The organism is Corynebacterium sp. HMSC073D01 (genome assembly GCF_001815555.1).
In the GTDB taxonomy this organism is placed as follows: domain Bacteria; phylum Actinomycetota; class Actinomycetes; order Mycobacteriales; family Mycobacteriaceae; genus Corynebacterium; species Corynebacterium glucuronolyticum.
The window spans coordinates 1-13,888 of record NZ_KV821026.1 but is presented as its reverse complement, the minus strand read 5'-3'; the positions used below and the strand labels follow the sequence as shown (position 1 = coordinate 13,888).

Annotated in this window: 14 protein-coding genes; 2 read left to right on the top strand and 12 right to left on the bottom strand. The window is 60.9% G+C overall.

Annotation, left to right across the window (positions count from 1 at the left end):
* Window positions 1-2: 2 nt before the first annotated feature.
* The 12 genes from nuoK to HMPREF3044_RS02975 are packed head-to-tail and all read right to left on the bottom strand — an operon-like array spanning window position 3 to window position 11,084.
* Complete coding sequence (gene nuoK, locus HMPREF3044_RS03030) at window positions 3-302, bottom strand: NADH-quinone oxidoreductase subunit NuoK (protein WP_070739249.1); 300 nt, start codon at window positions 300-302, stop codon at window positions 3-5.
* A complete protein-coding gene (locus tag HMPREF3044_RS03025; RefSeq protein WP_005394190.1) occupies window positions 303-1,154 on the bottom strand; it encodes an NADH-quinone oxidoreductase subunit J in 852 nt (283 codons plus the stop codon).
* The gene (gene nuoI / locus HMPREF3044_RS03020; protein ID WP_040428815.1) at window positions 1,151-1,768 is read right to left on the bottom strand and encodes an NADH-quinone oxidoreductase subunit NuoI; all 618 of its coding nucleotides are present in this window, start codon (window positions 1,766-1,768) and stop codon (window positions 1,151-1,153) included. The genes HMPREF3044_RS03025 and nuoI overlap by 4 nt, the downstream gene beginning before the upstream one ends.
* On the bottom strand, window positions 1,765-3,105 hold the full coding sequence (nuoH, locus tag HMPREF3044_RS03015; protein ID WP_070739246.1) for an NADH-quinone oxidoreductase subunit NuoH: 1,341 nt from the start codon (window positions 3,103-3,105) through the stop codon (window positions 1,765-1,767). Before nuoH ends, nuoI begins: the two co-directional genes overlap by 4 nt.
* Before the next feature lie 5 nt (window positions 3,106-3,110).
* A complete protein-coding gene (gene nuoG, locus HMPREF3044_RS03010) occupies window positions 3,111-5,486 on the bottom strand; it encodes an NADH-quinone oxidoreductase subunit NuoG (RefSeq protein WP_070739243.1) in 2,376 nt (791 codons plus the stop codon).
* The gene (gene nuoF, locus HMPREF3044_RS03005) at window positions 5,483-6,844 is read right to left on the bottom strand and encodes an NADH-quinone oxidoreductase subunit NuoF (protein ID WP_246820866.1); all 1,362 of its coding nucleotides are present in this window, start codon (window positions 6,842-6,844) and stop codon (window positions 5,483-5,485) included. The genes nuoG and nuoF overlap by 4 nt, the downstream gene beginning before the upstream one ends.
* Complete coding sequence (locus HMPREF3044_RS03000; RefSeq protein ID WP_005389739.1) at window positions 6,831-7,568, bottom strand: NADH-quinone oxidoreductase subunit NuoE; 738 nt, start codon at window positions 7,566-7,568, stop codon at window positions 6,831-6,833. Before HMPREF3044_RS03000 ends, nuoF begins: the two co-directional genes overlap by 14 nt.
* Complete coding sequence (locus tag HMPREF3044_RS02995; RefSeq protein WP_005389740.1) at window positions 7,565-8,929, bottom strand: NADH-quinone oxidoreductase subunit D; 1,365 nt, start codon at window positions 8,927-8,929, stop codon at window positions 7,565-7,567. Before HMPREF3044_RS02995 ends, HMPREF3044_RS03000 begins: the two co-directional genes overlap by 4 nt.
* The gene (locus tag HMPREF3044_RS02990; protein WP_070739237.1) at window positions 8,929-9,630 is read right to left on the bottom strand and encodes an NADH-quinone oxidoreductase subunit C; all 702 of its coding nucleotides are present in this window, start codon (window positions 9,628-9,630) and stop codon (window positions 8,929-8,931) included. The genes HMPREF3044_RS02995 and HMPREF3044_RS02990 overlap by 1 nt, the downstream gene beginning before the upstream one ends.
* An 8-nt stretch (window positions 9,631-9,638) precedes the next feature.
* A complete protein-coding gene (locus HMPREF3044_RS02985; protein ID WP_005389744.1) occupies window positions 9,639-10,208 on the bottom strand; it encodes an NADH-quinone oxidoreductase subunit B in 570 nt (189 codons plus the stop codon).
* Between the two features lie 48 nt (window positions 10,209-10,256).
* Window positions 10,257-10,616, bottom strand: coding sequence for an NADH-quinone oxidoreductase subunit A (gene ndhC / locus HMPREF3044_RS02980; RefSeq protein ID WP_005389746.1), 360 nt, complete (start codon window positions 10,614-10,616; stop codon window positions 10,257-10,259).
* A 12-nt stretch (window positions 10,617-10,628) separates the two neighbouring features.
* Complete coding sequence (locus HMPREF3044_RS02975; RefSeq protein ID WP_005389747.1) at window positions 10,629-11,084, bottom strand: hypothetical protein; 456 nt, start codon at window positions 11,082-11,084, stop codon at window positions 10,629-10,631.
* 445 nt (window positions 11,085-11,529) lie between these two features.
* On the opposite strand from HMPREF3044_RS02975, the gene miaB reads away from it, so the two are divergent.
* Together miaB and HMPREF3044_RS02965 are read left to right on the top strand one after the other, a co-directional pair.
* Entirely contained in the window at window positions 11,530-13,125 is a 1,596-nt protein-coding gene (miaB, locus tag HMPREF3044_RS02970) for a tRNA (N6-isopentenyl adenosine(37)-C2)-methylthiotransferase MiaB (RefSeq protein WP_371326110.1), read from the top strand.
* A gap of 44 nt (window positions 13,126-13,169) precedes the next feature.
* Complete coding sequence (locus HMPREF3044_RS02965) at window positions 13,170-13,838, top strand: Rv2732c family membrane protein (protein WP_005389751.1); 669 nt, start codon at window positions 13,170-13,172, stop codon at window positions 13,836-13,838.
* The last annotated feature ends 50 nt before the right edge of the window (window positions 13,839-13,888 follow it).

Below are 13,888 nucleotides of genomic sequence, written 5' to 3'. Positions count from 1 at the left end.
GCCTAGCCTTTCATCACGCGTTCGTCATCGACGATCACTGTGCCCTGCGAACGGTAAATGGACACAACGATGGCGAGCCCCACCACGACCTCGGCCGCGGCGACCACGATGACAAACAGTGCTGCCACGTGGCCTTCTAGCTCGCCCCAGTGGTGCGCGTAGGCGACAAGCCCGAGGTTTGCCGCGTTGAGCATAAGTTCAATGGACATCAGCGATGCCAGCGCGTTGCGGCGGGAGAGGAACCCCCAAATGCCGACGCAGAACAGGATCGCCGAAAGCCCGACGTAAAATCCAGTAGACATTTACTCCTCACCTTCGCTTTGCTGATCCAGCGACGCGTAGGTGCGCTTGGTTTGGTCGACAAATCCCTGGGCGGGATCCACCTCGTCGCGTTCGTACAACGCGGGGTTGACAGAGGTCTTGAGCTCCGACCCATCGGGGAGGAGCGCCGGGACATCCATCGCGTTGGAATCGGCGTACACACCGGACGCAGCGAGTGGTCCGACGTTGATGCCACGCTCCTTGTAGGCGCGGAAGCGTGCCTGCGACAGCTCGCGCTGAGTGGAACGCTTGACCGCGCGGACGCGGAAGATCATGATCATGGCACCCACGGCGGCCACAATGAGGAGCGCCGAAAGCACCTCGAAACCGACAACATACTTGTTGAAGATCTCGACGCCGAGACCGGCGACGTTGCCACCGTGCTCTGCGTTGGCTTCGCTCATGCCACGCGGCGCAGTAAGCGTGCTCATGTTCACAGCGATGCCGATGAGCGCGAGGAGCGCGATCGCGGCCACGCCCGTGAGCACTGTGTGCGAGGTGCCTGTGGCGGTTTTCTCGCCGTCGGCAGCTTCACCGCGGGCACCCACCATCATGACGATAAAGAGGATCATCACCATGACGGCGCCTGCATAAACAACAATTTGCACAACGAACACGAAAGGCGCGCCCATGGTGGCGTACTCGATGGCCACGCCGACCATGACGAGCAGGAGGCACAGTGCGGAGTGGATGAGCTCTTTGCACATCACCATGCCGATAGCACCGGCGATGATGACTGCGGCGAGGATCCACGAGGAAATCTGGCCGAGGAGCCCGAACCCTTCGTAGGCGGTTTCTGCCGCGTCAGCAGCCAGGTAGGTAAGCGACATCATCGTGCGGCCTCCTCCTGCGTCGAGATGCTGGTTGCCTCAGTTTCGTCGGCAACCTCTTGCGCCGACTGCGGCGCGGTGTCCTTCGTGGGATCAACCGCGATATCCGCACCGGGGGAGGTGGGCAGGCCGAGGAAGTAGCCGCGCTCGTCGTCGGCAAGCCGGCGCGGGTGCGGGGGTTCTTCCATCCCGTCCTCAAGTGGGGCGAGGAGCTTGTCCTTGCCGTAAATGAGGGCCTCACGGGAGACGTTGGCCAGCTCGAACTCGTTGGTCATCGTCAGCGCGCGGGTGGGGCAGGCTTCAATGCACATGCCGCAGAAGATGCAGCGGAGGTAGTTGATTTCGTAAACCTTGCCGTAGCGTTCACCGGGGGAGTAGCGCTCCTCATCGGTGTTGGCGGCTGCCTCCACGCGGATAGCATCTGCGGGGCAGGCCCAGGCACACAGCTCACATCCGACGCACTTCTCCAGCCCGTCAGGCCACCTGTTCAGTTGGTGCCTGCCGTGGAAACGGGGGTTTGTCTCGGCAGGTTTCTTTGGATAGTTGACAGTCGACTTTTCTCGGAACATGGCTCCGAACGTCACTGCCATTCCCCTCCAGCGGGAGAAGATACTCATGACAATTCCTTCTTTCGCGCGGATGTGGTCAGGGCCGCGGTGTCGTAGTCACCGTTGGTGGCTCCGAACTTCTTGCCGTCCAGTTCGGGCAGTGGGAAGATCGTGGGATCCAGCTCTGCGATGTTGCGGACACGGTACGGGGTGGCGAGCTTGCGCTCCGTTGCCTGGCGCTGCACCGCGAGGACGACGTAGGCGACGATGAGGAAGACGATAACCAAACCGATAAGCGTCGCATCGTCGCGCAGGAACGAGTCCGGCACGGACAGCTGGCGAGCCTTCAGGTAGATAGCCTCCACCATGAGGAACCCGAGGGCAAGCGGCAGCAGCGTCTTCCAGCCCACGTCCATCAGCTGGTCGTAGCGGTAGCGAGGCACCGTGGCGCGCACCCAGATGAAGAAGAACAGCATGATGGCCACTTTGATGATGAACCACATGATGCCCCACCAGCCACCGTCGAGTGCCGTTCCGTTGAGCGGCCACGGGGCGTGGAAACCGCCGAGGAACAGCGTCGCGCAGATGGCGCTCAGCGTTCCCATGTTCATGTACTCGCCGAGGTAGAACATTGCGAAGCGGAAGCCGGAGTAGTCGGTGCCGTAGCCACCGACGAGCTCGGACTCACACTCGGGCATGTCGAAGGGGGCGCGGTTAGCCTCTGCCAACATGGTGACGCAGAAGATCAGGAAGGCGGGCATGAGGATGAGGAAGTTCCATGCAGGCAGTGGGGACTCCCAGCCGAACAAGGTGAGCGTCTCGCTCTGCGCCTCGACGATGCCCAGCGTGCTCATCGTTCCTGCAACGAGGACGACGGCGACAACGGCCAACCCCATGGAGATTTCGTAGGAGATCATCTGGGCCGCAGCACGCAGGCCGCCAAGCAGCGAGTAGCGCGATGTTGAGGACCAGCCCGCCAGAACCAAGCCGTACGTGCCGAGACCGGCCACGGCGAGGATGAACAGTACGGCGACGGGAAGGTCACCGTTTTGCAGTTGCGTTTCGTGGCCGAAGATGCTGACTCGACCGCCCAGCGGCAGAACCGACCACGTCGTGAACGCGGCGGTGCCGGTAATAAACGGAGCGAGCGTGAAGACGAACTTGTCCACACCCTTCGGCATGAAATCTTCCTTGAAGATGGTCTTCACACCGTCGGACATCGGCTGTAGAAGGCCGATGGGGCCGGCCATGTTGGGGCCGAGGCGGCTCTGCATGAACGCCAGAAGACGACGTTCGTACCACACGGTGACGATGGCCATGAGGAGCGGCAGGGAAAAAAATATGATGGCTTTGATCAAAATCAGCCACCATGGGTCGCCCCATAGCCCGATTTCGTTTTCAATCACGGGTTTTACCTTCCAATCGTTTCTTTATCCTGCCGGGTGCCGGTGGCGCTCGGCTCCGGTGCGGCTGTCACGCGGACCCGCTTCGTCCCCGCGAGGGGGAGCGTGACGGTGGCAGGTGCGTTGGAGGGCACCCACACAACGTCGTCAAGCATTGTGGGCCAGACGGTGACGGGGAGGACGACCGTCGTGTCGCCCACTGTCAGCTCGATAGAGGAGTGTCCACCGCAGCCTGCGCAGTGGTGGATGCCGAGGGCATCCGCAGTCGTGGGGCTGATCCGAGCGTGCCCGCGGCGGTGATCCGAGCCCACGAATGTCGTCTCTGCCAAGGCTTCTGACTCACCCATCAGCTCCGGCCAGGAGTCAAGGAGCAGCCCTTCACTCTGGGGGGCGCCAGGCGTGCCCGCGGAAGCGGGGACCGTCGGCGCGAACACGGCGGGCGTATTCGCGCGCAGCCCCGCCACGAAGTCCCGGTTTGAGGGGAGCCCGAGGTCTGTGCCCAGCGTGCGGGCGAGGTTGATGAGGACTTTCCGATCGCTCATAGCTATTACCTTCACGCCATCGAGGGCACGGACACCACGCCAGTGACCTTCCCAGTTCATGAAGTGGCCGTTGACCTGGCTGATGAGAGCCACGGGGAAGACGACATCGGCGTGCTCAGAAAGAGCGGTACGCCGGTGGGCGAGCTGAACCGTGAAAGCGGCATCTGCGGCGGCGAAGAGGCCGGCCTGATCCGTGTAGTCGCGTTCGTCGAATTCGCCGAGGACAAGGCCGCGGATCTCGCCATTGCGGGCGGCTGCGAGGATGTCGGGTGTGTTCTTGCCACCCTCAGCAGGCAGCAAGCCAGCCTCGACGGCACCGCGATCGCCGGCGTGGGCGGGCACCCACGCGCACCGTGCACCGGTCGACTGGGCAACATCCGCCACTGCGGTGAGCAAACCGGGAGTGCGGGCGGCGCGCTGGCCAACGAGGATCACGGTGTTGCTGTCGAGGTCATCGATTCCGCGCAGCGCGGCAGCATCTTCGCCAGGCCGGGCTGCCACGTGGGTGGCACCAAGCTTGTGCGCGCCGATCGAGACGTGGGAAGACACGGTGACGATCTGCGTGCCGTGCCTGCGGTGCGCGTCGCGCAGACGCAAGAAGAACACGCCGGCTTCGTCCTCTGGATCAAAGGCGACGAGAACGACGCGGGAGGCATCGTTCAGGTCTTCGAAGGTGATGCCGTCCTTACCCGCAACGTGCTGGGCGAGGAACGCCTGCTCCTCGTCCGTCGCTGCGTCCGTGCGGAAGTCGATGGAGCCAGTTGCCAGCGCCTTCTCGGCGAAGGCTTTGTAAGCGGCGGTGTTTTCTACCGTCGCAGCGCTGGGGGCGATGACCGCTGTCGCGCCACGGGCACCGGAGAGCCCGTCGGCTGCAGCCTGCAGGGCTTCCGTCCAGGAGGCCTCCGTCAGCTCACCATCGCGGCGAACGAGGGGAGTGGTGAGGCGGAATTCCTGCAGCCCGTACCGGTAGCCGTAGCGGCCCTTATCGCAGCTCCACTCCTGGTTAACATCCATGTCCTCGCCGGCGAGGCGGCGCGTGATCTTGCCGTGCCGGTGGTCAACGCGCAGCGCGCAGCCAACGGCGCAGTGTTCGCAGGTGGTGTCGGTGGACACGAGGTCGAACGGGCGTGCCTGGAACCGGTAATCGGAGCTGGTGAGTGCGCCGACGGGGCAGATCTGCACGGTGTTGCCCATGAAGTAGCTGCCGGCATCGGAGGCGGGGTCTGCGAGGATTTGTTCCTCGGCACCACGTTCCGCCTTAGCAATGCACGGGTCACCGGCGATTTGTTCCTGGAACCGTACGCAGCGCGTGCACATGATGCAGCGCTCGCGGTCGAGCAAAACACCGGAGACGAGGTTGATCGGCTTGGGGAACTCCCTCTTTTCCAGGTCAAAGCGCGTGGCACCTTGGCCGGCGCTCATCGCCTGGTTCTGCAGCGGGCATTCCCCGCCCTTGTCACAGATAGGGCAATCAAGCGGGTGGTTGACCAGAAGCAGCTCCATGATCCCCTTTTGAGATTCGCGCGCGAGCTCGGAGGTGTACTGGGTCTTCACCACCATGCCGTCGGCGGCCTGCAGTGAGCAGGATGCCTGCGGCTTGGGGAACCCGCGGCCGTTGCCGGCATCGGGAACGTCCACCATGCACTGGCGGCACGCGGCGATGGGCTCAAGCCCTGGGTGATCGCAGAAGCGGGGAACATCGATGCCGAGCTTTTCCGCAGCGCGGATGACCACGGTGCCCTTGGGGACAGTGACCTTCTTGCCGTCGATTTCCAAGGTGACTGTCTCAACGGCATCCAAAGCCGCTGCCTCAGCCTTTTTGTCGGTTACCTTGTCGGTCATGACAGCATCTCCTTGTCAGAAAAGATGGCGCTTTTTTCGTACGGGAACAGTTCCCAAGCGGGCGTGGTGTAGCCGGCCTCGAACTCCTCGCGGAAGTTCGCTACGGCGCTCGTGACGCAAGCGACGGCACCGTCGGCAAGAGCACAGAAGCTGCGGCCACCGATGTGGTCGCAGATGGATATCAACTTGTCCACATCGCCCGGCTTCCCCTCGCCGCGCTCGAGCCGCTGCAAGAGCTGGAGGAGCCACCACGTGCCTTCGCGGCACGGCGTGCATTTGCCACAGGATTCGTGCTTGTAGAATTCCACGAACCGGGTGGTGGTGCGGACGACGGAGGTGGTGTCGTCGAAGATCTGCAGGGCCTTGGTGCCGAGCATGGAGCCCGCTTCGCGCAGCGCTTCGTAATCCAGGGGCACATCGAGGTGTTCTGCGGTGAGCATCTGCGTCGATGAGCCACCCGGGGTGAAGTACTTCAGGGTGTGGCCCTCGCGGATGCCACCGGCCATGTCGATGAGTTCGCGCAGTGTGATGCCGAGCGGTGCCTCGTACTGACCGGGGTGCGTGACGTGACCGGACAGCGAGTAGATGGTGGCACCCTTGGACTTTTCGGTGCCCACCTGGGTGTACCACTCCGCGCCGTTGCGCACGATGGCGGGAACGGAGGAAATGGATTCGACGTTGTTGATCACGGTCGGGGAGGCGTACAGCCCCTCCACTGCAGGGAACGGCGGGCGCAGCCGCGGGTGGCCACGCTTGCCCTCGAGGGAATCCAAAAGCGCGGTTTCCTCGCCACAGATGTAGGCGCCGGCACCGGAGTGCACCTGGATATGGACGGTTTTGCCGGATCCCATGATGTTTTCGCCGGCGTACCCCTTGCGGTAGGCCTCTTGGATCGCGGCCTGCAGGCGACGGGCGATGTGTACGACCTCGCCACGCAGGTAAATGAACGCATGCTCGGAGTGGAAGGCGAGGCACGAAATAATCGCACCCTCCACGAGCGTGTGCGGGGTGGCCATGAGAAGTGGCATGTCCTTGCACGTGCCGGGCTCACTCTCGTCGCCGTTGACGACGAGGTATTTCGGCTTCGGGTTATCCACGGGGACGAACGACCACTTGCGGCCGACGGGGAAGCCTGCACCACCACGACCACGCAGCCCGGAATCGAGGATGAGATCCACGAGCTCCTTCGGCTCCATGGTCAGCGCGGTACGCAGGGCCTGGTAGCCCCCGCGCTGCTCGTAGCTTTCGATCTTCCACGGCGTGGGGTCGCCCCAGTTGGCAGAAAGGATCGGGGTGATCTTCAGCTGCTGTGGCTTGTCGACGCCCACCTGGTCGGTAGTCTCGTTAGTCACGGTCAGCACCTCCCACCGTCTTGTCGTAGGTGTAACCATCCGCTAGCTCAAGGCCACGGAGACTAGCAGGGCCAGCGCCCGGTCCCTCGTCGGCGCGACCATCGTAGAAGCCGGCGAGTACGCGTTCGTTGTCGCGCCAGCTAGTGATCTTGGGGCCGCGGGTGGAGGAGACTTCCTGGCCGTCGCGAAGCTTGTCCAGGATCTCGATGGCCTTCTTGGGGGTCATGTTGTCCATGTACTCCCAGTTGAGCATGAGGATGGGGGCGAAGTCGCAGGCTGCGTTGCATTCGATGCGTTCGAGGGTGAACATCCCATCGCTGGTGGTGTCCTCCTCGCCGTCGAGCTCCAGATGGCGCTTGACTGCGTCATAGATGATGTCGCCACCCATGGTGGCGCACAGTGCGGATGTGCACACACCCACGAGGTGCTTTCCCACCTCGTGGGTGTGGTACATGGAGTAGAACGTTGCCACTCCGATGACCTGCGCCTCCGTCATGTGCAGAAGCGACGCGATGCGACGCACGCCTTCTCCGGATACCTTGCCATCCACGCTTTGCACGAGGTGCAACATGGGGAGCAACGCGGACTGGGGGTTAGGGTACCGCCCAGCCAGTTCCTTCAGGTCGGCGACATCAGCGTCGGTCAGGTTAGTAGTTGTATCGGCGAGATCGACGCGGTCGTCATCGCCGAAGTGGGCCTCAAAGTGCTGGTGAGGCGTGTGGTCGGTCACCGGTCTACACCTCCAAGAACGGGGTCGATGGAACTGATTGCTACGACAACATCCGACAGCGTTCCGCCCTCGCACAGGGCGGGCAGCGCCTGGATGGCGTGGAACGCAGGGTCGCGCATGTGGACGCGGTAGGGGTGGGTGCCACCATCGGAAACGACGTGGCAGCCAATGATCCCCTTCGGGGACTCGAGCTCCACGTAGGCCTGGCCGGCAGGCACCTTGAATCCCTCGGTCACCAGCTTGAAGTGGTGAATGAGGGACTCCATGTCCTGGCCCATGATGTTCTTGACGTGCTCGTAGCTGTTGCCTTGGCCGTCCTTGTACACCTTGAGGTAGGCGGGGCGGGCGATCTTCGGGTCCTTCACCATGAATGGCTGGCCCTCGGTCTGTGCCAGACGATCACGACACTGGCGGGCGATCTTGAGTGATTCAAACATCTCCGCCAGGCGGACGCGGTATGCGCCGTAGGCATCACAGGTGTCCCACACAGGAACGTCGAAATCGTATGTTTCGTAGCCTAGGCAGGGCTCCGCCTTGCGGAGGTCCCACTGCAGGCCGGCAGCGCGCAGGCGTGGGCCGGTGATCCCGAGAGCCATGCAGCCCGTGAGGTCAAGGTAGGCGACATCCACGAAGCGCTTCTTGAACACGGGGTTATCGTTGAGCATCTTGGAAAAGTCGGGCATCCGCTTTTCCAACCAGTCGAGGCACGTATCGAGGATCTTCATACCGTCTTCTGGCAGATCCCCAGCCACACCGCCGGGGCGGATGTACGCGTGGTTCATGCGCAGTCCAGAGATGCACTCGAAGAAGTCGAGGATGCGCTCACGCTCGCGGAGCCCGTTGGTGAGCAGCGTCGTGCCACCCAGCTCGTTACCGCCGGTTGCCAGCGCCACGAGGTGGCTGGCGATGCGGCAGAGCTCAAGGCACAAAACGCGAATGATCTGTGCCCGCTCAGGGATGGCGTCCGTAATCCCCATGACCTTTTCCACAGCCATGGAGTAAACGCACTCGTTGAACATCGGGGCGACGTAATCCATGCGCGTGACGAGGGCAGAACCCTGCGTCCACGTGCGGTATTCGGCAGTCTTTTCAATTCCCGTGTGTAGGTAGCCGATTGCCGGGCGGAGGTTGGTGACAATATCACCATCCATCTCCAGGCACAGGCGCATAACGCCGTGTGTGGAGGGGTGCGCCGGACCCATGTTGATGATCATCCTGTCGGCGCGGTCACGGTGCTGCGCCTCGACGATCTGCTGCCAGTCTCCGCCTTCAGCCGAGTACTGGGGGATCGACGGGTCAGAAAATTCCTGCTCGGGCGACAGCGCAGTCGATCCAGCTGGAGCCGAGTATCCGGTAGTCACTAGCGGTACCTCCTTCTGTCCTCAACCGGTGGCACGTCAGTATCGGAGAACTCCACTGGCACACCGCCGAGCTTGTAGTCTTTTCTCTGCGGGTGGCCGGACCAATCATCCGGCATGAGAATGCGCGTGAGAGAGGGATGGCCGTCGAAGATGATGCCGAACATGTCCCATGTCTCCCTCTCGTGGAAGTTCACACCGGGGTAGATACCGGTGAGGGAGGGAATATGCGGATCGTTGACGGGGCAGACGACCTCGAAGCGCACGCGGTGGTTGTGCGTGAACGAATAAAAGTGGTACACCGCGTGCAGCTCGGCATCCGTGTCCTGCGGGTAGTGCACACCGGAAACTGAGGAACACGTCTCGCACCGTAGTTCTTGGTCATCGCGCAGCGCGTGGGCTGCCGCCAGCAGGTGCTCGCGGGGCACATAAATGGTCAGCTGGTCTCCACCAGAGACAGCAGGGGCATCACGAAGCTCAGGGACGAGCTCGAAGAGCCGAGCTGCCAGTGGGCTCGCGGTCGGATCATCGTCGGCGACAATCCGGTCTGGCAGGCGCACGATCTTGGAAAAGCCGGACACATCGCCGGTACCATCCACCCACATACCACGACGGGAACCGAAGACTGCGTGCGAATTATCGCGAACGATCTCCTGTTGCTCCTCCGTGGATGGGTGAAGCGGGTTTGCTTGGTTTTCAGTCACGTCGCACCCTACTTCTTCATCTTGATGAGTTTCTCGGGGGCCTGCCGGATTTCTCCTGCAAGGGCCGCTTCTTCCTTGCGACGCTCGTCCTCGATCGTGTTCGCATCGCCGACCTTGGTCTGCTTGGCGATGATGGCACGAAGCTTGAACGAAGCGTCGATAAGCATCTCCGGGCGCGGAGGGCAGCCGGGGACGTAAACATCGACGGGGACGATGTGGTCCGCACCCTGGACGATGGCGTAGTTATTGAAGATGCCACCGGAGGAGGAGCATGCGCCCATGGCGATGACCCACTTCGGATCCGGCATCTGGTCGTAGACACGTCGCATGATCGGCGCCATCTTCTGGCTCACGCGGCCTGAGACGATAAGCAAATCCGCCTGCCGAGGGGAGGCGCGGAAGACCTCCTGGCCCCAGCGAGACGAATCGTAACGGGGCCCCGCGTAGCTCATCATTTCGAATGCGCAGCACGCGAGGCCGAAGGTGGCGGGCCACACTGACCACTCGCGAGTAAGACCAAAGAGCCACTCGGTGGTCGTTGTGAGATAACCGCCTTTAAGGTTGTCTTCAATTCCCATAGGTACTAATCCAGTTCTTTTTCGGAGATACGTACTTCAACGTCTGAGCTATTCCCAGGTGAGCCCCCCGCGACGCCATACATAGATGTAGGCGGTGAGGAGGGTGAGCACGAATAGGATGATTTCAATCACCATGAACCACCCCATGAGCCCAAAGCTCACGGCGAAGGGGAAGAGGAAGATGGTCTCCACATCGAAGATGATGAACATCATGGCGATGGTGAAGTACTTCAACGACATCTTGCCACCGTCGGCGGGGCGTTCTACAGCTTCCACACCGCACTCGTACACGTCATACTTGGCGTTGTTGTGCCGGTGCGGGCCTAAGACGATGGACACCACGATCATCACGGCGACGAAGATTGCCGCGATGGCGACGAGCGCAAGGATGGGAACGTAATAATTCACGAGGTCTCCTGTCTATTCCACAGCCTCGCGCATGGCCTGTCGTTCAGAAAGAACGCGGGACACTGTCGCCGGGAGCTGGAGAGGGTCAATAGGAAGTGGGACTACCTCGTCGGCCTTGGACCACGTGGCAAGCCACGCGTCGTCGCGTCGTGCCAACAGGAGTACCAGTGGCGGGGGATTGTCCACTTCATTTCGGATCTGGTACGCCAATCCGATGCCACCAAGCGGGGCGGTTTCGCCGTCCAGCAGGCAGAGATCGAACTCGCGGTTAAGAAGCGCCCTGACGAGGATGGGCGCGGTTGCAAAATCTGTTAGTTCCACCGACGGAAAGTCGCGACCAAGACTGCTGCCGATAGCCGCGCGAACATCCTCTCTGAGCGCTCGCCTATCGGAGTAAACAGCAATACGAACCGGCTTGGCCGGGTCGTGACTGTCGTGGGTGGTTCTAACCACACTGGATTCGGGCATGTATTTAGCCTAAAACATCTGAACTCAAGTTTTGGAGTTTTCGACTGCCCGGTAACCCGCTCGATGCGACGGGCGAATGTTTTAAAATTCTGCGCTGTAGCAGGAATAACGCAACAATTTAGGTTTCTAATTCCTGGCATGGAGTAACGGCCGAATTTTCGCCACTTTAGTAACACTAAATCGAGGTGCGAAATAGTGGCATCGTTGAATTTATTACCTGCGATGCATAGCCATCGGGTGCCCCCGAAACAGCAGACCAATTACGTACAGCGGGGGTTGATAAACAAAGAGGAGCGCTGGTGAAGTATGTAGCCACAAATTATGGTACTGCGCCAGAAAGGCCAATAGGGTGGCGCTACACAGTTCCACTCCGAAGAAAGGCAACGTGCTGGCGGGTACCCCAACGTGCGAAGCAAAACAGGCGAGATAATAGCGAAAGGTACAAATGGTGTGCGACGCCAAAAGCAGCAATCGCCTTTTATTCACCAGCGCACGGCCGGTTAGGCCTAAGAAACCTCGTACCATACAATGTTGTGCCGTGACTGCCTCGATACCTAAGACCTACCAAGTGCGCACCTTTGGCTGCCAAATGAACGTACACGATTCCGAACGGTTATCCGGGCTCTTGGAGAGCGCCGGCTACGTTGCGTATGAGGGCGAGGATCCACTGGTCGCTGGAGATCACACAGTCGTACCGGATCTCATTGTCTTCAACACCTGCGCCGTACGCGAAAACGCGGCCCAGCGGCTGTACGGCACCCTGGGACAGCTCCTCGGAGTCAAAGAGGACCACCCCACGATGCAGATCGCCGTTGGTGGGTGCCAGGCACAAAACGACGGCAAAAAAATCATAGAAAAGGCGCCATGGGTGGATGTTGTCTTCGGCACCCACAACCTTGGATCCCTGCCGGCACTGCTCGATCGAGCATCCCACAACAAACGCGCGGAAGTGGAAATTAAGGACGCGCTGGAGGACTTCCCCTCCGTGCTGCCCGCAAAGCGTGAATCCGCCTATTCCGGTTGGGTGAGTATCTCAGTCGGATGCAATAACACGTGCACGTTTTGCATCGTCCCGCATCTGCGAGGCAAAGAACTCGATCGTCGCCCCGGCGACATCCTGGCGGAAGTACGGGCGCTTGTCGAGCAGGGAGTGGAAGAAGTCACCCTTCTCGGCCAGAACGTCAACGCCTACGGCGTGAACTTTGCCGACCCCAGCGTCGAGCGGGACCGGAGCGCCTTCTCCAAGCTGCTGCGTGCCTGTGGCGAAATCGACGGCCTGGAGAGGCTTCGTTTCACATCACCCCACCCTGCAGAATTCACCAGTGATGTCATCGATGCCATGGTAGATACCCCGAATATTTGCCCACAGCTGCACATGCCTTTGCAGTCAGGGTCGGACCAGGTGCTTAAGCGGATGCGCCGTAGCTACCGGACAAAGAAATTCCTTTCGATTCTCGACGAAGTGCGGGAAAAGATCCCCCACGCAGCCATCACTACCGACATTATCGTGGGCTTCCCCGGTGAAACAGAGGAAGACTTCCAAAAGACCCTCGATGTCGTCGAACGTGCGCGCTTCACCAGCGCATTCACCTTCCAATACAGCCCCAGGCCTGGGACACCTGCGGCTTCATACGAAGACCAAGTACCCAAGGAGGTCGTCCAGGAGCGCTTCGAGAGGCTTCAAGCCTTGCAGGAACGCATCTGCGCCGAGGAAAACGCTTGCTTCGTTGGTCAAGAGGTAGAACTCCTCGTCCAAGAGCACCAATCAAAGAAGGGGACGGAGAATCATCGCCTGTCTGGGCGCGCTCGCGACGGGCGCCTCGTCCACTTTGCTCCCAGCACGGGGGAGGGAATCCGTCCCGGCGACTTTGTTATCGTCACCGTTACCGAATCCAAGCCCCATTACCTCATCGCCGATTCCGGCGTTCATAGCCACCGCCGCACCAAGGCGGGAGACCACTATGAGGCTGGCATTATCCCCACTACGGCCCCGAATCCCCGTGAGGTCGGCCTGGGAATGCCTGGAATTCGGTCCCACTGACCTATTATTCAATGCAGAGCCATCCACCTCGAAGAAAGTAGCTCATGTCCGAATCACAAGAGAAGACGGAAAACACCGCGCACAGCTCTCAGGACTTAGCCTCGGCTGAACGTGCTGCCGGCGGAAAGATCTATATCGGCGGGGCGGCTTTCCTGCTGCCCATCGCCGTTGTTTTGTTCATCGTCGCCCAGTTTCTCCGCTACTTTGGTTCGCTCACAGGCCTCGACGTTTTTATGGTCACTGATGCTGCCCAAACATATATGTTGAGCGCGCCCATTTACATTTCGTCTTGGCTTGGGCTCATCGCGCTCATCATTTTGGTTCCGGCTACCCTCATTACTCGGTCCACCCTTGTTTCATGGGCCGGATGGGCGACCGTTACGGCAGCGTTTTTCACTTCTCTCCTCGTATGGTGGTTGTCCCTGACTCCTCCTGGTGATCTTCCATGGGGCGTTGGCATCGGTTTCGTTATCCAAGAAGCTGCCTACATTCTTGCCATCCTCGGTTTTGTACTCACACTTTTTACCCGCACACCCGAGCAACTCGCGCTGGCTGATGAGAGACGCCGCGTGGCAGCTGAGCGTGAGGCCTCCAATGAACAGGCGGTCATCCTTACACAGTCGCGCAACGCAGAGCATCCCCTTCTTACCGACGATCGGCGCGCCCGTGCCCATCATCGCAGCGAGTCCACCTACGGTCGAGAAACCAAATAGGAAGTTCCCGGCTCACCGCACCCCGCTCAGGCGGGGTGTTTTTGTATTTG